General features: G+C 61.2%; 16 protein-coding genes and 1 pseudogene. 8 read left to right on the top strand and 9 right to left on the bottom strand.

Annotated elements, in window-relative coordinates:
• Nucleotides 1–422: 422 nt before the first annotated feature.
• Together UC35_RS13135 and UC35_RS23095 are read right to left on the bottom strand one after the other, a co-directional pair.
• Entirely contained in the window at nt 423–1,709 is a 1,287-nt protein-coding gene (locus UC35_RS13135) for a spinster family MFS transporter (RefSeq protein WP_082793125.1), read from the bottom strand.
• A gap of 8 nt (nt 1,710–1,717) precedes the next feature.
• A complete protein-coding gene (locus tag UC35_RS23095; protein WP_158513896.1) occupies nt 1,718–3,925 on the bottom strand; it encodes a TonB-dependent receptor in 2,208 nt (735 codons plus the stop codon).
• A 655-nt stretch (nt 3,926–4,580) separates the two neighbouring features.
• Between UC35_RS23095 and folD the strand changes: the two genes are divergently transcribed.
• The 5 genes from folD (at nt 4,581) to lpdA (ending at nt 10,824) form a co-directional block, all read left to right on the top strand.
• Entirely contained in the window at nt 4,581–5,480 is a 900-nt protein-coding gene (gene folD / locus UC35_RS13125; RefSeq protein WP_061500392.1) for a bifunctional methylenetetrahydrofolate dehydrogenase/methenyltetrahydrofolate cyclohydrolase FolD, read from the top strand.
• Nucleotides 5,481–5,780: 300 nt separating this feature from the next.
• Nucleotides 5,781–7,019 (top strand): 3-methyl-2-oxobutanoate dehydrogenase (2-methylpropanoyl-transferring) subunit alpha, encoded by a 1,239-nt coding sequence (locus tag UC35_RS13120; protein ID WP_061500389.1) that lies wholly within the window; start codon nt 5,781–5,783, stop codon nt 7,017–7,019.
• Nucleotides 7,020–7,022: 3 nt separating this feature from the next.
• Complete coding sequence (locus UC35_RS13115; RefSeq protein ID WP_173861259.1) at nt 7,023–8,081, top strand: alpha-ketoacid dehydrogenase subunit beta; 1,059 nt, start codon at nt 7,023–7,025, stop codon at nt 8,079–8,081.
• A gap of 3 nt (nt 8,082–8,084) precedes the next feature.
• Nucleotides 8,085–9,425: a dihydrolipoamide acetyltransferase family protein gene (locus tag UC35_RS13110; RefSeq protein ID WP_061500387.1), complete on the top strand. Its 1,341-nt coding sequence runs from the start codon at nt 8,085–8,087 to the stop codon at nt 9,423–9,425.
• 4 nt (nt 9,426–9,429) lie between these two features.
• A complete protein-coding gene (gene lpdA / locus UC35_RS13105; RefSeq protein WP_061500385.1) occupies nt 9,430–10,824 on the top strand; it encodes a dihydrolipoyl dehydrogenase in 1,395 nt (464 codons plus the stop codon).
• 173 nt (nt 10,825–10,997) lie between these two features.
• Here lpdA and UC35_RS13100 read toward each other — a convergent pair whose 3' ends face one another.
• Together UC35_RS13100 and UC35_RS23090 are read right to left on the bottom strand one after the other, a co-directional pair.
• The gene (locus tag UC35_RS13100; protein WP_061500383.1) at nt 10,998–11,621 is read right to left on the bottom strand and encodes a LysE family translocator; all 624 of its coding nucleotides are present in this window, start codon (nt 11,619–11,621) and stop codon (nt 10,998–11,000) included.
• A 171-nt stretch (nt 11,622–11,792) separates the two neighbouring features.
• Nucleotides 11,793–13,478, bottom strand: coding sequence for a DUF885 domain-containing protein (locus UC35_RS23090; RefSeq protein WP_082793121.1), 1,686 nt, complete (start codon nt 13,476–13,478; stop codon nt 11,793–11,795).
• A 181-nt stretch (nt 13,479–13,659) separates the two neighbouring features.
• Here UC35_RS23090 and UC35_RS13090 point away from each other — a divergent pair, with 181 nt between their 5' ends.
• The 3 genes and pseudogenes from UC35_RS13090 to UC35_RS24255 form a co-directional block, all read left to right on the top strand.
• Complete coding sequence (locus UC35_RS13090; RefSeq protein WP_061500378.1) at nt 13,660–14,883, top strand: alpha/beta hydrolase family protein; 1,224 nt, start codon at nt 13,660–13,662, stop codon at nt 14,881–14,883.
• 756 nt (nt 14,884–15,639) lie between these two features.
• Complete coding sequence (locus UC35_RS13085; protein ID WP_061500376.1) at nt 15,640–15,933, top strand: hypothetical protein; 294 nt, start codon at nt 15,640–15,642, stop codon at nt 15,931–15,933.
• 168 nt (nt 15,934–16,101) lie between these two features.
• Nucleotides 16,102–16,251 (top strand): annotated as a pseudogene (locus UC35_RS24255) (tautomerase family protein); the annotation flags it as partial.
• A 60-nt stretch (nt 16,252–16,311) separates the two neighbouring features.
• Here the strand turns inward: UC35_RS24255 and UC35_RS23080 are convergent.
• From UC35_RS23080 to UC35_RS23075, 5 genes are all read right to left on the bottom strand, one after another.
• Nucleotides 16,312–18,540, bottom strand: coding sequence for a TonB-dependent receptor (locus UC35_RS23080; RefSeq protein ID WP_158513895.1), 2,229 nt, complete (start codon nt 18,538–18,540; stop codon nt 16,312–16,314).
• Between the two features lie 411 nt (nt 18,541–18,951).
• Nucleotides 18,952–19,809, bottom strand: a complete 858-nt coding sequence (gene purU, locus UC35_RS13075; RefSeq protein ID WP_061500373.1) for a formyltetrahydrofolate deformylase — start codon at nt 19,807–19,809, stop codon at nt 18,952–18,954.
• Nucleotides 19,806–20,189: a hypothetical protein gene (locus UC35_RS23550; protein ID WP_145979425.1), complete on the bottom strand. Its 384-nt coding sequence runs from the start codon at nt 20,187–20,189 to the stop codon at nt 19,806–19,808. The genes purU and UC35_RS23550 overlap by 4 nt, the downstream gene beginning before the upstream one ends.
• Before the next feature lie 190 nt (nt 20,190–20,379).
• The gene (locus tag UC35_RS13070) at nt 20,380–23,247 is read right to left on the bottom strand and encodes a 2Fe-2S iron-sulfur cluster-binding protein (protein ID WP_158513894.1); all 2,868 of its coding nucleotides are present in this window, start codon (nt 23,245–23,247) and stop codon (nt 20,380–20,382) included.
• A complete protein-coding gene (locus UC35_RS23075) occupies nt 23,247–23,519 on the bottom strand; it encodes a sarcosine oxidase subunit delta (RefSeq protein ID WP_227820562.1) in 273 nt (90 codons plus the stop codon). Before UC35_RS23075 ends, UC35_RS13070 begins: the two co-directional genes overlap by 1 nt.
• Between the last annotated feature and the right edge of the window lie 2 nt (nt 23,520–23,521).

The following is a 23,521-nucleotide window of genomic DNA, read 5'->3' as shown; positions in this document are numbered from 1 at the left end:
TTTTTTGAAAGATCCCAACGGGATGGGGCTTGCGTTGATCCACAAGTCCCTCACATCCCTTCCAAAGCCCTATTGAAGTTCACCATCAGGGTGAGGCGTGATGGATATTGGGAAGTCAGGGACAACGATGCGCGCTATCACGACACGGCGACGTCCGCAGCTCGTCGCGGGTGCGTCGCCGCAAAGGGGTCGCCCAGCGACATGACGCCACACCAGGTGCGAAGTACAGCGGATAACGCAATGCTCAAATGCGGTTGAGCGAAGGCCGCCTGAGCAATGGTGACCGACTCTCAGGATGACGGCCCGAGACGGGCATGGAAGAGACCCGGTCGCCCAGCCTGACTTTTAGCTATCGAACTCACCCGCCGCCTCGGCTCACGCCGTTGGCTTCTACATTTGATGCCTAGAAGAAATAGGCAGGGTCAAGCTTCCAGGTCTCGTGGCATCGCCCGACCGCAACGATACAGGGCCCAGGCTGCGGGAGCGAGAAAGCACGTGCTGAACACCATTGCATATCGCAGCGACTCTACGCCGAAGTTCGGCGTCAGGGCATCCGACAAGGCTCCCGTAACGAGGGGCCCGAGGCCCGAGCCCACTAGGCTGAGGACGAAACCAAAAACAGCCACGGCCAACGATCTCCTGCTGGAACCACAGACGGCATGAAGCGCCGTGTACATCGAAGGCACTCCAAGCCCGAGTGCAATTCCACCGATCCACCCCAGAATCAAAAACGCACTGAATGAGTGGAGGAGCAGAGACGCCACCTGGAACGGCAATGCGAACGCACAGGCTGCAGCCGGCAACCAGGCATACCAGCGCAGGTCTCGCTTGCCCAGCCGGTCCGCCAGCCATCCACCAGCCAGCGTTCCCGACAGCGCCCCCACGGCCGACAAGGCACCATACACCAAGCCGACGTCTTGCAAGGAGGCTCCAAGGGAACGCACGATGAAGGACGGCATAAATATCGCCGCTCCATAGGCGACGATGCCGTAGCAAGCAACGCCGACCAGAACCCAGACAACGCTGCGCTTCCGCAACAGCTCTCTGAATGCTTCCTTGTACTCCTGCGGTTCAGCGCGGACTTGAACCGCCTTCCGCTTGCGTGGTTCATCCAAGACGAAGTGGGCGACTACGGCCAACACCAATCCAGGCAGTCCCACGACAATCAATGCGACACGCCATCCATGTGTCGCAGCAAGGATAGCACCTCCCATGAATGCGACGAGATATCCAACCGTGGCCGACGAGGTCAGGACGGCCAGCGCGAGGCCGCGCTTTTCTTTCGGGAAGTAGTCAGCGATGAGTGACTGCGACGGCGGTATGGCCCCGGCCTCCCCCGCACCGACTCCGATGCGCGCCAGAGCCAACTGCAGAAAACTGACGCTCATCCCGCTCAATGCCGTGAACACACTCCAGACAGTGAGCGCCACGGTCACCACCGTGCGCCGGTTTCCCCGGTCGGCCCATTGGGCCACCGGGATTCCCAGCGTCGCATAGAAAATGGCAAATGCGAACCCGGTCAGGAGTCCAAGCAAGGTGTCGCTCACTTGGAACTCATGCTTGATCGGTTCCAGCAGCACCGCGATGATGTGTCGGTCGAGGTAACTGCAGGTTGCCACCAAGAACAGCACGCCCAACATTACCCAGCGACGCCCGCTGCTGTACAAGGTGTGCGTAGCCTCAAAGTGAACGGGTTCGTTCGAAATCATGTTGCCGTTTAGAAGTCCGCGCCGAACACCAAGGAAACCGTTCGCGGCGTTGTCACCGTTGCGTTGGACGGGAGGGAGGTCTGTGCGGCCGCAACCTTATTGGTGGTGTAGCTCGTATAGCCCAACTTGTCCGTCGCGTTGTCGAGGTGCAGGCGCAAGGAGTAGCGGCTCCACTCCAGTCCCGCTCGCAAGTCAAGCAACGCATAAGCCGGCATCTTGAACGACGGGTTCAGTACGCTATTCGAGTACGAGGACACCTTGTCGCCCTGGTAGCGCAATGTCGCTCCGAGCGAAGCCCGCATGTCGTTGCCAACCGGGAAATACCAATCAGCAAATAGGGCAGCAGTCAGCTTGGGTGAACCTGGGAGCCGATCTCCAGGTGCAGCGCCCAGGAATGCCGCTGTAGAAGTGCCCACTTCAGTGAGACGGGCGTTGTTGTAACCCAGATTCGCGCCCAATTGCATCGCGGCCGAAGGTTGGTACATGAGTTGTGCTTCGGCGCCGTCCACTTTGGCGCGCCCGGCGTTAGCTACGAGCAAAAGGCCATTGAAGAGACCGTTTAGTTGAACGTCTTTCCAGTCGATGTGGTAGACGCTGGCATCGAACCTCAGCCGTCGATCGAGGGCCAGCCCTTTGACTCCCAGCTCAAAGTTTCCGACCGTATCGGCTTTAAAAGTGGTTGGAGTCCCAGTGGGCGGGTTGGGGTTGGTTTGGGGCCCGCCAGGACGGTAGCCGGTTGCATAACGTGCGAACGTCGTCAGGTCAGAATTCGGCCGCCAGCGCGCCGTCACCTGGTAAGTGGTCGAGCTATCTTCGAAGTCAACGAAGTTCGGAGGCGTGTTGCGCCCGATGAGACCTGTCGAACTCAAGGTTGCATTTTGCTTGTTGGTCGCATAGCGCAGGCCTGCGCCGATGTCCACGGCGTCGGTGAAATAGTAAGTGCCGTTGGCGAACACAGCACCTTCCTTGTAGGTGGATTGCGTGTCGCTCGTCAGAAAATTTCCGATGGGCGCGGGAGCCACGGCGCCGTTGGACAAAAAGGACGTGAGCTTCGTCAAATAATCTGTCCGCTCGTCGGTGTAAAAAGCGCCGAGTAGGCCTTCAAAGCCACCGAACCGATTCGTCGCAAAGCGCACTTCCCCCGTCTGCTTTTTCTTCAGGTTGATGTCCAAGTCGCCGATGATGCTGAAGCCGGGAGGCAAGAAGGCTGCAACGAAGGGCCCATACGGGTTTGTGTAGTCCGCCTGAAGTTGCCCGCGGTTTTCCGCTTGGCTGAACGTGGCATTCAATGTACCGTAGGGCGACACATACTCGGTTCCCAGTTCCACCAGCCCGTAGTTAACCTTGTTGGGGCCGTCAGTAGCCGCGGAAACTGTCCGCTCGCCGAATAGTGGCCTGTCTGTTCCTTGGACATTGTCCTGTCCGGTGCCTCCCAGCGACTTAAGCTGCTGATTGAGAACCCGGAAGTTGACCTTCCAGTCACGTGAGATCTGCCCAAGCGCGGACAGGCTTCCCCCTTGTCCCTCAGACCACCCCAGATCGTCGTGTCCCGTCTTGACGTTCCTTGATGCACCCGCGTCCTTTCGATTGAAGGCGGAAACTAGAAATCCCAGGGAATCACTTGCCGGCAGATTCAGACTCGCTCGAACTCCATAGCCGGTTCCGCCATCTTGAACCTTACTCCCGCTCACGCGGACGCTACCCGAGACACCAGTCAGATCGGGCTCACGCGGAATGATTCGGATCATGCCGCCGAGGCTGGAAGCACCCCACAACGTGCCCTGCGGGCCCTTCAAGACTTCAATTCGAGCAACATCGACGAGGTCCGGGTCGGGAGTCAGCAGGGCGCCGACGGATAGCGATCCGCTGGCTGAAAAGGGCGAATCGCCCACATAGGTGGCGGACGTATTCGTCAGCTGCTGAGGGCCCGTATACAGGCCGCGCATGATGACAGTGCCAAAACCAGGCGATGCACCGGCCGCCTGCGTCAGATTGGGAACTAGCGACATGTAGTCCGTGAACTTTTCGATCCCAAGTCGCTCGATCTGTTCGCCACCCAGGACTGAGATTGCCTGAGGCGTGTCCTGCAGCCTTTCCTTGCGCTTGCTAGCTGTGACTTCGACCGTTCCCAGTGAGACCGGAGCTTTGGGCGTCTGGGCGCCTGCGCTGGTCGGTGACGAACCCGCCTGGTCTGCCGGCGCGGGTTGGGCTGGCACGGGGGTTTGAGTCTGTGCGAACACGCCGTCGCTTGAGCCAAGGACCATGGCACAAGCCAGGGCAATGCGAGCTCTTTTGTGCATGCTGATTCGTCTCCGAAGGTGGTTTAGTTAGATTTCCAAGCTGCCTCATCAGAGTAGTCGACGCGACAACTAAGGGTTTAGGCTGCTTGCATCAGATTTGAGGCTGCCTGCACGCAGGCTCGGGTCTGCTCTGGAGTCAGCGACGCTTCGACGGAGCGGCCTATGTAGCAGGCGCACAACGAAATGTGCCCGGCAAGCGTCGCTGGGGGGACGTTTCGCGAAAGCGTGACGTCTGTTTGGCACGCAAGCAGGTCGTGGTCCGATCGACCCTGATCAAGGCATCGATGGAGTGCGGAACAACTGCCGCTGGCCCACTATCGGTGGGCTGCATGGACGGGCGCTGGAGGATCTATCTCGGCGTAGAGGTATGAATCGGCAGCGCAGTTTGTCGTAAGGGAAATCGCAGGACTAACCGAGTTCGACGCTCAGTAGTTGATTGCATCAGGCAACTGACCAAGCTCCGCAGCCCCCTTTTTCGCGGGAACCCGGGCAGCCAGCCAGTGGAGGTCGCCGAAATATGCGTAACGGCACCCTAAGCGCGCGAGCCGCCGCGCCTGTACCTTTGAAAGCTGTGACAACAAAGATCATTGACGGCCTTCAATTGGCCCATCAAATTCGTATCGACCTGCGCCGCCGGGTCGACAGGCTATTGCATATCGGAGCCCGTCCAGGTCTCGCGGTCATTCTCGTCGGTGACGAGGCGGCTTCGGCCGTCTACGTGCGGAACAAGGAGAAAGCGTGTCATGAGGTCGGAATCCGCTCTGTCGTTCTGAGACTGCCTGCAGCTAGTACGGAAGCTGAGATCGTCGACAAGATTGGAACCTTGAATGCGGATCCTGCAATCCACGGCATCCTAGTTCAATTGCCACTCCCGAAGCAGGTCAACTTGCGGCGTGTGCTTGAGGCGATCGCGGTGAGCAAGGACGTGGATGGCTTCCATCTCTACAACGTCGGCGGCCTCGTGGTCGGGAGCACGATCTTTCCGCCGTGCACTCCGTACGGCGTACAGCTGTTGCTGGACGCGGAAGGAATCGATGTCGAAGGCAAGAACGTGGTGATCGTAGGTGCAAGCAACATCGTCGGCAAGCCGATGGCACTTATGTTAATCAATCGTGAGGCGACAGTAACCCTGTGCCATGCCAAGACGCGTGACCTAGCCCAGTACACGATCCTCGCTGACATCCTGATTGTTGCGGCAGGAAGTCCAAAGCTGATCGTTCCTCAAATGGTTAAACAGGGCGCCGTCGTGATTGACGTAGGGATCAATAGGTTGCCAGATGGATCGATAACGGGGGACGTCGATTTCGAAGGCGTACGGCACAAGGCGTCGTTTCTCACGCCGGTTCCAGGCGGCGTTGGCCCCATGACAGTCACCATGCTTCTCGAAAACACCATCCGTTCTGCGGAGGTGGCTGCGGGCATCGAGCCCGGCCATCTGTCTGCTTCCTCAAAACTTATGCGAACAGCCTAAGCCATTGGCCAATGCATTCGATACGCTGGGGCACGCCGATCAATCGACTTAGATCATCAGAGGGCATGCGCGCACTTACAAGGTCGCGCCAATTGGGCAGGTACCGCGGCGATAACAGAACGGCATGTGACTCGCTCTAGAGCCGTGACAAAGGCGATTGATCGGTACGGCGCTGCGGTACAGCCCTTGTGTCCTGCGCGCTTGTCTTCACTAAAGCGACATCCGGGCAGCTGCGGTTTACCCACCGCGCGCAGCCATTCATTGACCACCGACTCGACACGATCGGGCCGAAAGAATCAGATGACTCAAGACCAAGCCTTGCGCTTGCACGTGCCAGAGCCCAGCGGGCGCCCCGGCTGCGCAACGGACTTTTCCTATCTCCACGTCTCTCCCGCCGGCGCCGTCCGGCGCCCCGAGATCCATACCTCGGCGGCCGACACCACCGACCTCGCCTATGGCTTGATCCGTGTGCTGGACGAAGACGGCCAGGCCGTCGGCCCCTGGGCGCCGACCGACCTGGACGCCATGCGGCTGCGCAAGGGCCTGCGCGCCATGATGAAGACGCGCATCTTCGACGCCCGCATGCTGATCGCGCAGCGGCAGAAGAAGCTTTCCTTCTACATGCAGAGCCTCGGCGAGGAGGCCATCGGCAGCGCGCACTCGTTCGCGCTGGAGCCGGGCGACATGTGCTTCCCCACCTATCGCCAGCAGAGCCTGCTGCTGGCGCGCGACGACATCCCGATGTGGGAAATGATGTGCCAGCTCATGAGCAACGAGCGCGACCCGATGCGCGGGCGCCAGTTGCCGGTGATGTACTCGTACAAGCGCGCGGGCTTCTTCAGCATCTCGGGCAACCTCGCGACCCAATACATCCAGGCGGTGGGCTGGGGCATGGCTTCGGCGATCAAGGGCGACGCCAAGATCGCCTCGGCTTGGGTTGGCGACGGCGCCACCGCCGAGGCCGACTTCCACACGGCGCTCACCTTCGCGCACGTGTACCGCGCGCCGGTGATCCTCAACGTGGTGAACAACCAGTGGGCGATCTCGACCTTCCAGGCGATCGCCGGCGGCGAGCAAACCACCTTCGCCGCGCGCGGCGTCGGCTGCGGCATCGCCTCGCTGCGGGTGGACGGCAACGACTTCCTCGCGGTGTACGCGGCCTCGCGTTGGGCCGCCGAGCGCGCGCGCAGCAACCTGGGGCCCACGCTGATCGAATGGGTCACCTACCGCGCCGGCCCGCATTCCACCTCCGACGATCCCTCGAAATACCGCCCCGCCGACGACTGGCAGCGCTTCCCGCTGGGCGATCCGATCGCGCGGCTCAAGCAGCACCTGATCCGGCTCGGCGAGTGGTCCGAAGCGCAGCACGAGCAGGCGCAGAAGGAACTCGAGGCCGAAGTGGCCGCGGCCCAGAAGGAGGCCGAGAGCTACGGCACGCTGCTGGACGGCCACATCCCGAGCCCGGCCGCGATGTTCGAAGACGTCTACAAGGACATGCCGGAGCACCTGCGCCGGCAGCGCCAGGAACTGGGAGTCTGAGCCATGCTGACCAAAACAAAACCCGAAACCGCGGCGCAGGCCGAGAAGACCGTGCCCATGACCATGATCCAGGCGCTGCGCTCGGCGATGGACGTGATGATGGAGCGCGACGACAACGTGGTCGTGTTCGGCCAGGACGTGGGCTACTTCGGCGGCGTGTTTCGCGTCACCGAAGGCCTGCAGGCCAAGTACGGCAAGTCGCGCTGCTTCGACGCGCCGATCTCCGAAGGCGGCATCGTGGGCGCCGCCGTGGGCATGGGCGCCTACGGCTTGCGGCCCGTGGTCGAAATCCAGTTCGCCGACTACTTCTACCCGGCCTCCGACCAGATCGTGTCGGAAGCAGCGCGCCTGCGCTACCGCTCCGCGGGCGACTTCACCGCGCCCCTGACCATCCGCATGCCCTGCGGCGGCGGCATCTACGGCGGCCAGACGCACAGCCAGAGCCCGGAGGCGCTGTTCACGCACGTGTGCGGCATCCGCACCGTGATGCCCAGCAACCCCTACGACGCCAAGGGCCTGCTGATCGCCTCGATCGAGAACGACGACCCGGTCATCTTCCTGGAACCCAAGCGCCTGTACAACGGCCCCTTCGACGGCCATCACGACCGGCCGGTGGTGCCCTGGTCCAAGCACGAGATGGGCAACGTGCCCGAGGGCTACTACCAGGTGCCGCTGGAGTCAGCGGCGGTGTTCCGCCCGGGCAAGGAACTCACGGTGCTGGCCTACGGCACCATGGTCTGGGTCAGCGAATGCGCCGCGCGCGAAACTGGCATCGACGCCGAGATCATCGACCTGCGCTCGCTCTGGCCGCTCGACCTGGACACCATCGTCAACTCGGTCAAGAAGACCGGCCGCTGCGTGGTGGTGCACGAAGCCACGCGCACCAGCGGCTTCGGCGCCGAACTCGTGTCGCTGGTGCAGGAGAACTGCTTCTACCACCTGGAGGCGCCGATCGAGCGCGTGGCCGGTTGGGACACGCCCTATCCGCATGCGCAGGAGTGGGCCTATTTCCCCGGCCCGGCGCGAGTGGGTGCGGTAATGAAACGCGTGATGGAGGGCTGAGCGATGGGAACGTACGTTATTCGCACGCCCGACATCGGCGAAGGCATCGCAGAAGTGGAACTGGTGGCCTGGCACGTCAAGCCCGGCGACTTGGTCAAGGAAGACCAGGTGCTGGCCGACGTGATGACCGACAAGGCCACGGTCGAAATCCCCTCGCCGGTGTCTGGCAAGGTGACGGAGCTGGTGGGCGAGGTGGGGCAGCAGGTTGCCGTGGGCTCCGACCTGATCCGGCTGGAGGTGGAAGGGGCTGGCAATGTGAAGGCGGGCGTGGCTCCTGCGACGGCAACTGCCCGTAGCCCTCACCCCAGCCCCCTCCCGCGTGCGGGAGAGGAAGACAAACCCGAACCGGTCATGGAACAAAAAGCTCCCTCTCCCCCCGCAGGGGAGAGTGCAGGGGTGAGAGGTTCGACCGAGCCCATCCAGCGTCCGCCCGTCCAGGCTCCGGTCGCCCAGCGTGCCCCCGGCGAGAAGCCCATCGCCTCGCCCGCCGTGCGCCAACGCGCCTGGGAACTCGGCATCGAACTCCAGTTCGTGCACGGCAGCGGCCCCGCGGGCAAGATCACCCATGAAGACCTCGACATCTACCTGGCTTCGCGCGGACAGCCCATCGCGGCGCGCGCCGGCGCCACCGCCTATGCGCAGCGCAGCGGCGAGACCGAAGTGCCGGTAATCGGCCTGCGCCGCAAGATCGCGCAGAAGATGCAGGAGGCCAAGCGCCGCATCCCGCACTTCAGCTATGTCGAGGAAATCGATGTCACCGAGTTGGAGGCACTGCGCGCGCGGCTGAATGCCAAGTACGCGGCCGAGCGCGGCAAGCTGACCGTGCTGCCGCTGCTGGCCCGCGCCGTGGTACTGGCGGTGCGTGACTTCCCGCAGATGAACGCGCGCTTCGACGACGACGCGGGCGTCGTCACGCGCTACAACCCGGTGCACCTGGGGCTGGCGGCGCAGACGCCCTCCGGCCTGATGGTGCCGGTGATGCGCCATGCCGAGACCCTGGACCTGTGGGCCAGCGCCCGCGAGATCGCGCGCCTGGCCGAAGCGGCGCGCACCGGCAAGGCGGCGCGCGACGAACTGAGCGGCTCGACCATCACCATCACCAGCCTGGGTGCGCTGGGCGGCATCGTCACCACGCCGGTGATCAACCATCCTGAGGTCGCGATCATCGGCGTCAACCGCATCGTCGAGCGGCCGATGTTCCGCAACGGCCTGGTGGTGGCGCGGCAGATGATGAACCTGTCGTCCTCCTTCGACCACCGCGTGGTCGACGGCATGGACGCTGCGGAATTCGTCCAGGCGATCCGCGCGCTGCTCGAAGCCCCAGCGATGCTGTTTGTGGAGTAATGCCATGAGAACCCTGACGACAACGCTGCTGGTGATCGGCGGCGGCCCGGCCGGCTATGTGGCCGGCATACGCGCGGCCCAGTTGGGCGTACAGACCATCGTGGTCGAAGGCGAAAAGCTCGGCGGCACCTGCCTGAATATCGGCTGCATCCCGTCGAAGGCGCTGATCCACGCGGCTGACGAGTTCGAGAAGGCCCGCCACTGGGCCAACCACTCGCCACTGGGCATCCAGGTGCCGGCGGCCACGATCGACATCGCGCGCACCGTGAAGTGGAAGGAGGGCATCGTGCAGCGCCTCACCGGCGGCGTCGGCGTGCTGCTCAAGCGCGCCGGCGCGCAGGTGATCGAAGGCAGGGCAACCATCCTCGACGGAAAGACCGTCGAGGTGCACACCGCGCAGGAGACCTTGCGCATACAGTGCCAGCACCTGGTGATCGCCAGCGGTTCCATCGCGACCGAACTGCCTTCCCTGCCCTTCGGCGGGCCGGTGATCTCGTCGACCGAAGCGCTCGCGCCGACCGCGCTGCCCAAGCGCCTGGTGGTCGTGGGCGCCGGCTACATTGGGCTGGAGCTGGGCATCGCGTACCGCAAGCTCGGATGCGAGGTCGCGGTGGTCGAAATGACCGATCGCATCCTGCCGACCTACGACGAGGAACTGACGCGGCCCGTGCTGGCTTCGCTCAAGAAGCTGGGCGTGGTGCTGCACCTGCGCTGCAGCGTCGAGGGCCTGGACGAGGGCGGCAAGGCGCTGCGCGTGCGCAGCAGCAACGCCGATGAGTTCGCCCTGCCCTGCGACCAGGTGCTGGTGGCCGCCGGCCGCCGGCCGCGCACTGAAGGCTTCGGCCTGGAGAGCCTGCACCTGGACATAGCGGGCCGTGCGATCAAGGTCGACGACCAGTGCCGCACATCGATGCGCGACGTCTGGGCCATCGGCGATGTCAGCGGCGAGCCCATGCTCGCGCACCGCGGCATGGCGCAGGGCGAGATGGTTGCCGAGATCATCGCCGGCCACCGGCGCCGCTTCGCGCCCGCCGCGATCCCGGCCATCTGCTTCACCGACCCCGAGGTGGTGGTTGCCGGGCTGTCGCCCGCCCAGGCCGAGGAAGCCGGGCTGGACTGCATCCAGGCCGCCTTCCCTTTCAGCGCCAACGGCCGATCCATGACGCTGGAGTCCACCGAGGGCTTCGTGCGCGTCGTGGCCCGCCGCGACAACCACCTCATCGTCGGCTGGCAGGCCGTCGGGCGTGCGGTGTCCGAACTGGCGGCGGCATTCTCGCAGTCGATCGAGATGGGGGCGCGATTGGAAGATGTCGGCGGGACGATTCACGCGCATCCGACGCTGGGCGAGGCGGTGCAGGAGGCTGCGCTGCGGGCCTTGGGCCGAGCCTTGCACGTTTGAATCAAGCCGGCGTAGTCCTCATCGAGATGTGGGCATCTCCGGCGCCACAGTATCGGAACTGGGCTCAGTAAAGGTCGGGAACATAGATCGGCATGTTCCTTTCCTTGCAGCTGCGAGCTGCGAGCTGCGAATCTGCCTGCCACTCATCCGCCGTGGCCCAGCGAACTTTTCTGTTACCGACGTGATGCGAGCAGTAAAACACCTGCACCAATGAAGACTCCTGCGGTCACCATGTTCAAACGCGCTCCACCTCTGCGGCTCGCAATGAATCGCCGCAACTGGCGTCCGCCAAGTGCGTACGTCAATGAAGAAACGAATTCGGCAAGCAAGTAGGTGGCACCCAGAGCGAGGAACTGGCTCGCGCCAGGCATTGAGGGGTTGATGAACTGCGGGAAGAGCGAGGCAAAAAGCAAAATAGCCTTGGGATTGCTGATGCCTAGCAAGAACTCCTGCAGCATCAGTTTTTGCATCGATCGATCGTCACAGGTGCCAGTGCCTTGGCGGTCAACAAACCCAATGCGCTCCTTGCTGCGCAAGCAGCGCACACCGAGCCAAACCAGATAGCCGGCCCCAACCCACTTCAGTACGTTAAACGCTGACTCAGAAGCGAGCAGCGTGGTCGCTAGTCCGATGGCGGAGATGGTCAGCAATATGGCGAAAGCAATGACGCGTCCCACCGTCCCGACCAGCGCGGCAATCACTCCTTGGCGGATGCCGTTGTTCAAGGCACAGAAATTGTTTGGCCCTGGCGTTAGTGCGATCAGTACGGCAATGGGGAAAAAAAGCACCGGATCCATGGCTGCGGCTCAGCTCTGGCTAGCGCAGAAGACTCAGGTCTTCATTCAGATGAACTAGGCCTACGTCACCGCTATTCGTCCGAATTCTTCGAGTCATCTGCAACCATTCAGAACAAATCAGCCAAGTACCGGGCAAGCAACATCGAGGCGCTTGCCCAGTTGACGCCCCATCTATGCTGCCTGAGCGTCGATCCAGTCATTGATTACCGATTCAAGGACGGGCAGAGTCACGGGTCCCGCGGCCATCAATGCATCGTGGAAATCCCGAAGTCGCAGCTTCGAACCCAACTTCTCCGTAGCCCGCTTGCGGAGCTCGCGGAACTTGCGGTTCCCCAGCTGATACGCGAGTGCTTGGCCCGGCATGCTGATGTAGCGATCAATCTCAGCCTCCAATGTCGCGCGAGGGAGCGCCATACGGGCAACGGCATACTCGATCGCCTCTTCACGCGACCAGCCCTTAACGTGCAGGCCCGTATCGACGACCAGGCGGACCGCGCGCCACATCTCCATCTCGAGGCGGCCATAGCGCTTCTGCGGCGTGTCGTAAAGAGCCATGTCCTCGCCCAGCCCCTCGCAATAGAGTGCCCACCCCTCCAGGCACGCGGAGTACCCCAATGCGCCGTGTCGACGGAAATCAGGAAGATGCTCCTGCTCCTGCATAAGCGCGAGGTGCATCAAATGGCCAGGCCATGCCTCATGCAGTGCAAGCGGCAAGTGCATGTAGCGCGGCAGTTTCGCAGGATGCGACGTGATCCAGTGAATTCCAGCCGAAGTCCGATCTGCGGGCGATGGCTGCGCATAAGCCGGCGGCATGCGCTCGGAGATAGCCACAGGGATGCTTTGCACCCCGTAGGTGATCCGCGGCAGGTTTCCGAAGAGTCCCGGGAGAATCGGTTCGATGCGCTTTGAGAGGACTTCGATTTCTTGTCGAAGCGCTTCGGCAGTCTGAGCGTACTGGTCGGGATCTTCATTCAGCGCTCGACGGAATCCAGCGACATCATCCCCAAACCCTGCAGCGGCCGCAACGATCTTTGACTCCTGTTCGAGACGTTCGACTTCCGCAAGTCCGAGAACATGTAGGGCTTCTGGTGTTTCGGAGATGGTCGTGTATCGACGAACGAGGTATTCGTAGTGCATCCGCCCATCAATGTCGTCACAGCACGAAATCGAGTCTCGCGCCACACTCGACAACGGCCCATCGATGAAATCCGCGTATCGGGTGAGTGCCGGAATGACTGCATCAGCCAGAATTTCCAGACCACGCTCCGCAAGCTGATCGATATCGGCTGAGCGCCCTGCGGCACGCAAAAAAGGGCCGTGAAGAGGGCTGGCCTTCGCTGGCGCTTTAAGGATGCCCCTCACGTTCCCTGACGCCCCCTCCAGATGCAATCTGGGATACCGAATGCCGGCGTCGATGCCTGCCTGAAGCGAACGAATCGTTCCGTCCAACCCCTTCGGAATGGAAGATAGGCGCGTCAGCCAGTCTTCGGCGTCCCGCTGGTTGAGCAGCGCCACGCTATTGCTAGCATACGATAGCAAAAACTCGGGGCCAAGCGGGAATAGCGACGGTCGATTGTGGGCCCTCGACAAGAAGGCTTCTTGAATCAGCTCCAACTCCCACCTGAGCAGAGAAAGTGTGACGCGTTCCTTCGCGTCCAGCACAGCTGGATCGATTTCGCGAGCTTGCGAAAGAATCTCACTCGCACGCTGTGCGCGCCGCGTGTGATCTTCGGGAGCTTCGCGCATCAGTTCGAGCCCCAGGGGCTGGCCTGCCATCAGAGCCAGCAAAGGCTGCTCTTCACGAACGAGCTGCCAGTAAGCGTCACAAAGTCTAGAGAGGGGGGACGTTTTTTTCATGGTCACAGGATACGTCCATCGATGCGCCTGTTTTTTGCGTCCGAGGACGAAAACTTAGGCCCATGCAATTGAATCGTCACTCCTAAAAACGCCATCCAATCGGCCAAAGTCAGCTGGTTGGTGTCGTGAGTCCCCCGTGCCAACAATCTCGGCTCCCCTATCCACACCTCTCAGGACTGAAATGACCCTCGCTGCTTGGCCGAATCCTTCCGGCCCCTTCCCCGTGGGCGCCATTGAGTTTGACCTGCACGACGATTCAAGGGCGACAATGTATGCCACGCCGCCCAAGATTGGGCGGACCCTTACCGTCACGTGCTGGTATCCCGCAACTTCGGTTGAAAATCGCAAACGGAAGTCATACCTGAAGCCGGAAGAAGCGCCGATCAACGAATTCTTCGAGGTCTTGAAGGTTTCCGCCGAGAAGCGGCAGCAGGTTGGAGCACTCTTGACCGCCGCGTACATCGACGCGCCCGTGGCCCCCGGCAAATTTCCGATCTTGGTCTTTTGTCACGGTGGAGGATCCTATCGGGAGCAGAGCACCGTCTTGATGGAGCATCTCGCGAGCCAAGGCTACGTTGTGGCGAGTGTCGCTCATCCGCACGAGGCAGGGTCTTATGTCTCCGCGACGGGTACGTTGCTGAAAACCGACGCAGCCCATTTGAGTGATCTTGCAAAGCTGCAAGCCATCTTGGGGCAGTACGTCGACTGGATGCGCTCGGATAGCATGCAAACTCGCATTGAAGCACTAAGGGGAATGATCCGCCCGCTGAGGGACACTTGGCTTGGCGGACTTGCAAACACCTGGGCGGACGACTTGTTGCTCGTGGCGGATCGAATCATTGACGGCGCCATCGATCACATTAGTGGTGCAGTGCTGTCTGAAGTGGGTTACTTTGGGATGTCCTACGGGGCGCACGTCGCTGCACTCGCAGCGATGAAGGACGTAAGGGCCAAAGCGTTCGTCAACCTCGACGGAGGCCTTTTTACGGCAGAGCCGCTTGGTAGAGAGATCGGGATCCCAAGTCTTTGCATCGCCGAGGACATCGCGAATCCCGCGATCGCGGCCTTATTTGGACAGGAGCCGCCACCTGCGCATGAAGCCGGGCTCAGCATGTTGCACGCGCTCTACACGCACCCGGATGGGACGCAAAATCAGCTAGTCCAGCACGTCACGATCCGCGGTGCTGGCCACGGAGACTTCACCGATTTCCCCCTCGTGTTGGGCCCCATTCCGACCTTCGTTTGTTTTCCAGCCGGAACGCGCGTGCTCGATATTCAATGCGAATTGGTTGGCGCGTTCTTCGATCTTCATATCCGAGGTGAGGGATCCAGCTTTAGAGATTTCGCCCGAGTCCGATTCGCGGAAGATGTAGTCGTTCACAAAATCCGGCCTCAGGCATCTTAGTGAGCGCCAATTCTTATCCCCGCTGATGGGTTTACCACGGGAATCTCGGTGCCGCTCCCGACCAGGATCGGAAGCAGACCACCCATGACGACTGCGACCCCGACAACACGCGACGGTGAAGATTCGGGATATGTTCATCCTGATTCTCTCTGAAAGGAGGAAGCTCCCATCCGCAGAAATTGCCACGGGTTGGAAGCGTGGGAACCGCTGGCCCACTTTTCACCTGAGCAACTAGAGTCTGCCGCAGCCGCAGGCCAAGGCCCTGAACACCACGTTCAAGTGCGTCTGCTCGATTCGCTGTGGCCGTGGTGGCGTTCTTCCGCGCTCGGGTCGCGCCGAAGTGTGAGAGGCAGCGGAGCAGCCCACCATGATGAACGACTCGCGGTAGACGACCCGTTCGTGGCACGGGACACTCTGCAATGTGGAATCACAACTACGCACCGCCGATCAGGATCACTTTGCGAAGCGATCACCGCTCCAGACGTCGACGGTCGAGTTTGGGCTGCTTTCGGCCAGGAGCGGACATCCACTCCAGCGTGCACGACCGGTGGTCCGCCTGGTGCTAGACTTGCACGCATGCCCTTCCGCATGTCGGTCCCGGCCATCATTCGAATTCCTCGCTGACCGGGAACGAGCGCGTCGTCCCGGTCAGCCGGGTCGGTTCCGACGCTCGCTTCGCTCGCTCTTCGATCCACGCGCTTTCCCACGGCCAGCCCAGTTTGGCCGGTTGTCGTCGAATGACTCAGGACCGAATCGATGCACTCCCTTGACTCGCCCCGAACTGCGACCAGCCTGGCGCAGGTCTATCTCCTTGATCGCGATGCAGGCCTGCTGTGCCGCATCCTCTCCCTCTATGCGGCTCGTGGCCTGGACGTGCTTCGCGTGGACTATGCCTACGCGGCGCAACACGTCATGAAGCTGCAGGTATCAGTCGACTGCATCCACGCGGAGACCGAAGAGGTGCTGCGCGTGCTGGTCGACAAGGCATCGACCCTGATTGGTGTTCTGGCCGCTAGCGATCACGCTGCGTCAGAGTGGCGAGCCGCTTAGCGACTCCGGGTCGCGGCAGGCGCGAGCCCGCGCGATGCGCAGCGACATCGCTTGCATTGGAGAGCTTGCGGCCGGGAGGACGACGTCTACTTTGGGTCGAAAGCGGCCACGCCGCTCGCGGACAGCTAAAGTCAAGGGCCCGATCTGAATATCGGCAGAGAGGAATCCATGCCTTATCTTCAGCTGGACGTCACGCGTAACTATTCAGCCAGCGACAAGAAGCGGCTAGCAGCCGCAATGAGCGAAACGTATCCGCGCATGATGTCGGTGGACGTCCGGCGAATCAGTGTTGCCATTCGCGAGCTTGGCGACGGCGGAGCAACCCACGAAAAAGGGCCCCACTCTGTAGGGCCCTTGCTGAGGTAAATCGCGGGTCGCTTACATGTCCCAACGTAAGGACGCCGTGAACGTCCGCGGCCGCTGCAGGTAGTAGTCCGTGTAAGGCACGCCGGGGACGCCCCCGAAGAGGCCCACGATGCCTTTCTCGTTGAGGAGGTTAGCGATACTGAACCCAAGTGTCCAGTTGTTCCGCACGAATCGGATGCCGGCGTCAAACGTCCCGTATCCGGGCGCGGTGCGAATTCCATCGATGTCCATAACGCGCTCCCCAACGTAGGAGTGCGTGCCAAAGACTGTTGCGCGTGACTCCATCGGGCCGTCGAACGAATAGTCGGCGGTAAGAACCGATTGGAAGTGAGGCGTGTTCGGCAGTCTCGAACCCGTGGGGATGGTCGCTCCGAAGATTGTGCCGCTCGGAAAGTCTGCGGCCGTCCGCGCATCTGTATACGCAAGCGCAGCGGTAAAGAACAGCGACTTCAAGGGGCGGTAGGATGCCGCGACTTCCAAGCCCTTGTTCGTAGCCTTCCCGACGTTGGTCACGATCGACACCGGAATAGCACCGCTGGTGTCGAAAGAGTTGACCTGCGCGTTGCTCCAGTCCATGTAAAACGCAGTGAAGTCCAGCTGCAAGTTCTTCGTCGCAGCCAAGCGCAAGCCGGTCTCATAGTTCTTGAGCTTGTCTGACTTGAAGGGCTTGAGGTCACCTACCGGGTTTACACCACCAAAACGGTATCCTTGGCTGTACAGCGCATACCACATGTGATCGCCAAAAACGTACTTGACCGTCGCCTTGGGTGTAAAACCGTCTTCGCTCGTACTACCGGCAATGGCTTGGGGGACACCAAGCAGGGTTAGATGCTGATCGAAGTCAAGTTTGGTCCGATACCATCGCCCACCGAGGCCGGCGCTCCATCCATTGCCGAAGGCGTATTCGCCATCAGCAAAAAGTGCGCTTTCAGTGGTATGGGAGACGTTTCCAGTTACCCCGAGGCTGTCGTTCGGAAGCAAAACAGGACCAAGAGGCCCCCACGCTGCAGCTCCGCCAGGCGCGTCGATGGATCCGCTGGCGTTGTAGTTCGTACGCTGATAGAACACACCGGCGACGTAAGTAAGAGGGCCTGGCCGGTTCGAACTGACACGCAGTTCCTCGGACGTTGCATCTGACTTTATGCTGGAAGGAGCAACCACAACGGGAAGCGGTGGAAGTCCAAATGCTGCGCCGATGTTCTTGTAGATCCGGGTCGAGTCGAAGCTTGCGTCGTACCCCTTCTTCCAGTAGCCGGTGATCGAGGTCAGCTTAACCGGCCCGACGTCGTAATCTAGTTGGATGTCTCCGAAGTCGAACTGACTCTTGGTTCGCGAGGCAGTTGGAGTGTTGTTCTCGAGTTTGGTCGGGTCCGGCGAAATAGCTGATGTGTCTCCGGTGCGCGTCGTCTGCGTCAGCCACATGCCCGTCACTGACAGGTCCGGAATCGGCTTCCACCCCAGGATCACTCGGCCGCCCTGTTGACGCACATCATTCGCATCGGCCTTGCCTGTGCCCAGGTTGTCAACGTATCCGCCATCTTTACGATCGAATGCGACGAACCTGATGGCGGCATTGTCGGCCAGCTTGCTGTTCGCCATCGCATATGCCGAGTAGCCAGCAGCCCCATCAGACACCTTGTTGCCGTTCACCAGCACAGATGCTTCAGTGCCGTTTGTACTGGGCTTTGCGACGAGATAGCGCACCGCACCGCCCAATGACGACGATCCGTAAAGAGCACCCTGCGGGCCTCGAAGTATCTCGACTCGGGAGAGATCAAACGGAGCAAGGTCGACCACGGAAACGGTTCCGAAAGGGTCTGTGAGCGGAACATCCTCAAGGTAGAACCCTGTGGGTCCCTGTCCAATTCCGCCACAAATGGCGCAACTGGCCGTTCCCAGACCGCGAATCGATACGTAGGCTTGGTTCGGTTCACCTTTGACAAACTGCACCCCGGGGGTCAGCTTGAAAACGTCCTCCTGATCCTTGGCGCCCCGATTCTCCAGGTCACCGCCATCTAGGGCGGAAACCGTTCCCGCCACGGTACGCTGCGGTTCCGGTCGCTTGTTCGCCGTAACCGTCACGCGGTCCAACTCCGTACTTGCGGGTGCACTTGCCGACTGCTGAGCAAGAGCGTGTTGAGTGAGGCAGAAGGCAAGTATGGCCAAGCACGTGGCCTTCGGCTGCACTCGAAGCGATCTGCCACCATCCCGGATGAATTTTCTATTTACCGTCATGATCATGTCCCCAATTTCATCATCTAGCGCCAAATTGAACCCGGGCTCGCAGACCTGCATTTCCGGGATTCAACAGAAACCATTTGGATTGAACTAGATAAACGCACACATGGCCTTAGTCTCACAGCGCGAGGTTCTTAGGAGAAACGAAACATGTGGCCTCGAGCTATGGACAATGCAGCCTCAGTCGTTCGGAGGCTCAAACTCGATGGCTTGAGGGCGACTCACTCCATGGGGCCGGATGTTTGCTGCATTGATGTTGCGCCCAACAGAGGTGGGACAACGCTTCCGAACGACCCCGAAGCAAGCCCTAGGCGCGTCCGTTGCGCCAAACAGCGACTGGGCAAGCCCCGTAGGCGGGCTTTGCGCGCGCGCGCAGGGCCTATCAAGCGCCAGCTACGGACGGCAGTCTTTTTGTTACTGAAACACCACAGTGCGGGTTCCGTTGAGCATAACGCGATGTTCAGCATGCCAACGGACTGCTCTCGCAAGCACTACGTTCTCAATATCCTTGCCCATACGCACGAATGTGTCGGCTTCGAGTGCGTGCGTCACTCGCTGCGTTTCCTGCTCGATGATCGGGCCTTCGTCTAGGTCACTGGTCACGTAGTGTGCAGTGGCGCCCACGACCTTCACGCCGCGCGCGTACGCCTGGTGATAGGGTTTCGCACCTTTGAAGCTGGGTAGGAAGCTGTGGTGAATGTTGATGCAGCGACCCTCAAGGTGCCGGCACATTTCGTCCGAGAGCACTTGCATGTAACGCGCCAACACCGTCAATTCGGCGCCGCTTGAAGCAATCGCGTCGCGGAAGCGCGCTTCCTGAGCCTGCTTGCCGTCCGCCATCGGCAGATAGTGATAGGGCAGTCCATACCAATCCACGAGCCGGCGCATATCTTCGTGGTTGCTCACAACTCCGACGACGTCGATGGGCAGTTCGCCACTGTGCCACTGGTGCAACAGGTGGTTGAGGCAATGGCCGTGCTTGCTGACCGCCAGAAGAACCTTCGTGCGCCGCTCGGCGGGGTGCAGGGAGAGTTCCATTCCGAGGCGCTTTGCGACCGGTTCGAGCACGATCCGGAAGTCTTCGAGTGTGCTGACAAGTGCGCCTGTGGGGCGGAAGACTGTTCGCATAAAGAACAGTTCCGTCTCGGGATCGCCGAAGTGAGAGCTCTCTGTGATGAAGGCCTGTGAATCGGCCAGTGCTGTCGCGACGGCTGCGACGATGCCGGCCCTGTCACGGCAACGGATTGTGAGAATGAAATGCGGGAACATCATGAATCTTCGAACGCGCCCTCGTGCGAAAAGGCGAGCCAGTGGGCAACATATGGAAATAGCGATCGATCGGCGACCAGTCGCAGGCTGTCAGTCGCAGGACGCAGCAACAGGACTGGAATATCGACCAGGCGGCACCGGCTCGCGCGCCCCTCAGTGGGGATTGCCGACTGATCGACAAGCCGTGCGAGCCATCCATCAAGCCGCGGACCGTGCAGCTCAACGGTTCCAAGACCATGCGTCATGTCGATCGCCATGGCGTTGGGTACCCGTCCCGGTGTAAGCGCGGTGAGCAGGTCGCTGATCGCAGTGGCGCTCTCGCCAAGCACGATGACTTCTTCCGGGTGCCGACGCGCAACGACAAGGCCGCTCGTTGCATGCATGTCAAGCGTTTTTGCAGGCCAAGTCACTCCTGCCTGGTCGAACGCGGCTCGAGCTTCTTGCGATTGCCCAAAGTGACGGACCATCACTACTCGCATTGACTCCAGGCGTCGCACTCCCGGGAAGCCGCCGCTCGCTTGGATCCACGGGACTGAGTCCTGCTCAAATGCATTGTTGAATTGTGCTAGTGGTTCAACCATGTAGTCGTTCTCCCGCGGGATCGAAGAATGGCGTCTTTACGACTTCCGCCTCGATCTCGGTGTCAAGGTGATAGATCCGCAGCCGTTCGCCGATGCGCTGCGTGCCGCGCGTGAGCATTGCGAGAGCTACCGGATGGCGCAATGCCGGACTGAATCCGCTGCTTGTGACGAATCCTTCGATAGGTGAAGGAGGCCGATGCGGAACGATGTGGGCGCCAACAGGAAGGCGCGTTCGCTTGTCGGTTGGAACAAGGCCTACCAGTTGCATACGGCTGGGATCCTGCCCGGCAGCGCGGAGCATTGAACGGCGTCCGACAAAATTCGCCGCCTTCTTGTCCAAACCACGAGCCATTCCGACGTCTTGAGGGAGGGTCGTGCCATCGGTGTCGGCGCCAACGTGCAAAAAGCCCTTTTCTAGGCGCATCAGCATCAGCGCTTCGATCCCATACATGCCGACATCAAGGCCGAACGCACCGCCAGCTCGCCAAAGCCGCTCCATCAGCGCCTGCGTGTGCAGAGCGGGAACGTTGATCTCATATCCCAACTCGCCGCTGAAACTCGCCCGCATCACGCGCATCCGCACGCCCGCGTAGTCGACCTCCCGCATCGTCATGTGCTTCATCGCTGCGGGAGAGAGTTCGGCGCCGAACCCTGCCGCCTCCAGAAGCTTCCAGGCTTTCGGTCCTGCAACAGTGACATTGCCCCATTGGCTGACAACGGGCTGCACGAAGACATGCATGTCGACGAACTCGCACTGAAGCCATTCTTCAAAGGCCAGAGCGGCGCGCTCTGCTCCTCCGCTGGTGGTATTAACCCAGAAGTGCTCCGGCCCGAGACGGGCTACGATGCCATCGTCAACGACAATGCCATTTTCGTTCAGCATCAATCCGTACCGCGCGTTGCCGACCGCGATCGTGCTGATGTTGCCGACATACATTAGGTCCAGGAACGCTGCAGCGTCCGGGCCGTAGACCTCAATCTTTCCGAGCGGCGATCCCTCGAAGAGACTGACGCTGTTGCGCGTATGCGCTGCTTCGCGCTCGGCGGCTGCTTCGAGGCTTTCATCCCCCTTCGGGTAAGCGGCAGGTCGCAACCAACCACCAAACTCTTCGAACAAGGCGCCGCGAGACTGATGAAACGCGTGTGCGGGCATGCGCTTCAGCGGCCGGTAGCGCTCTCCGCCTCGGCCGGCAACGATGGCTCCGAGCGTGACAGGCTTATACGGCGGCCGAAATTTCGTTGTTCCCACCTGGTTGGGCGTGCGACTCGTGAGTCGACCCATCGTGACCAGGGCGTTCACGTTGCTCGTCTTCCCCTGATCGGTCGCCATCCCTGTGGTGGTGTACCGCTTGAGATGCTCCACAGACCGGTAGTTTTCGCGTGCCGCCAGCGCCACGTCCGTTTCGCAGACGTCGTTCTGCAAATCGACAAAGGTCTTGCCTGAGGATCCTGCAAGCAGTTCCTTCGGCGGACTGTTAACCGCCGGAATGTGTCCGGCTCCCCCAACAGGGGCATCGACGATACGACCCAGTCCCACCTGGCGGGCATGCTCGAGCGCGTCCCCGAGGTCGAACACCCCAGCGCACGCGCCCACCACACCGACACCCTGCGCCAAACGTGAAGGGACGAACATCGATGCCTCGTCGTCCCACCTCAGCCCCCCTCCCGCTTGCGAATGCAAGCTGACATTCGGCGTGAGACCACCAGTATGCAGAAGAGTGTCGGCTTCGATGTTGCGGTGCTTTGGGTCGCCTTGGCTTACGAACGTGACCCCCGTCACTTCGGTTCGCCCACGGACTCCAACAACATAGTCGCCCTTCCGGAAGTCCAAGACGCTCACCACGTTGACTCCCCAGCCACGCAAGCGCGTAACCAGATCTAGGCCCGCTTGGCACGAGCTCGCAACTACTACGCGTTTGCCGACCGCCACGCCATAGTGAGCGGCATATCGCTCGGCACCATGAGCGAACATCACGCCGGGGCGATCGTTGTCGGGAAATAGCATTGGCCGATCAAACGCGCCCGTTGCAAGGATCGTACGGCCGGCACGGATCTTGATCGTTCTTTCGCGAACAACCCTCGAACCGTTCTCAACAGCAACCGCCAGACCGTGGTCATATAGGCCGAAAACTGTCGTCCCCATTCGTATGGTGACGCCAGCTTTGGACGCACGCTCGATCAGAGAGGCTACGGTTCTGCGCATATCTGCGCCGTCTTTTCCAGACCCGGCCGCGACGGTCGCAGCCCATCCGCCCATCCACGTATCCGATTCGACAAGCAGGACTTGCGCACCCTGTTCTGCAGCGGCAACCGCAGCCTCAAGACCCGCTAGGCCCGCACCAACTACCAGGACTTCAGCCCTTAGCGACAGCTCGTCATAACGGTCGGGGTCTGGCCCGTCGCCGGCGAAGCCCAATCCTGCCATCTTGCGGATCATTGGCTCGAAGAGTCGCCAATCCGGCCACATGAACGTCTTGTAGTAAAAGCCTGCCGTCAGCACCGACGCAAAAAGCGAGTTAATCGCTCCGACATCGAACCGGACACTCGGCCAAGCATTGCCCGTCCGCGCGACCATGCCTTCGGTGAGCGCGACGTCAGTGGCCCTCGTGTTCGCCACGCGCGCTGCGCGGTCACCGATATCAAACAAGCCAGTGGGTTCCTCGACACCGCAGGAGACGATGCCACGGGGACGGTGGTACTTGAAGCTACGGCCGATCAGCCGCTCTCCATTCGCGAGAAGGGCTGACGCCAGAGTGTCGCCGGCAAAGCCGGAGAGGTCATCGCCATTGAACTTGAAGCTGATCGCTCGGCGGCGATTCAGCGCATTTCCCGCGGGTTCGGGCAGTCGATAACCAGCCATTAGGACGTCCCCCTCGGGCGCGGTTCGGTCATCGCGTAGATGACCTTGATTTCGTGCGTCGCGGTGCTGCGGATCATGTTGAACCAGCGGCCGCATCCGAACGTATGCCGCCAACGTTCAGCGTGGTCACCCTTCGGGTTGTCGCGACCGAAAATGTATTCGCCCCATGCTTCGTCGGAGCATGCAAGAGGCGGCCGCTGAATGTGACTTTGCCCTCCGCAATGGAACTCATTCTCGGGGCGGGGCCCGCAATTCGGGCACTCGATTTGCATCA

This window comes from Ramlibacter tataouinensis, assembly GCF_001580455.1.
GTDB lineage: Bacteria > Pseudomonadota > Gammaproteobacteria > Burkholderiales > Burkholderiaceae_C > Ramlibacter > Ramlibacter tataouinensis_B.
Note: the sequence above shows the minus strand (reverse complement) of the source record. Positions and strands in the feature narration are given on the sequence as shown.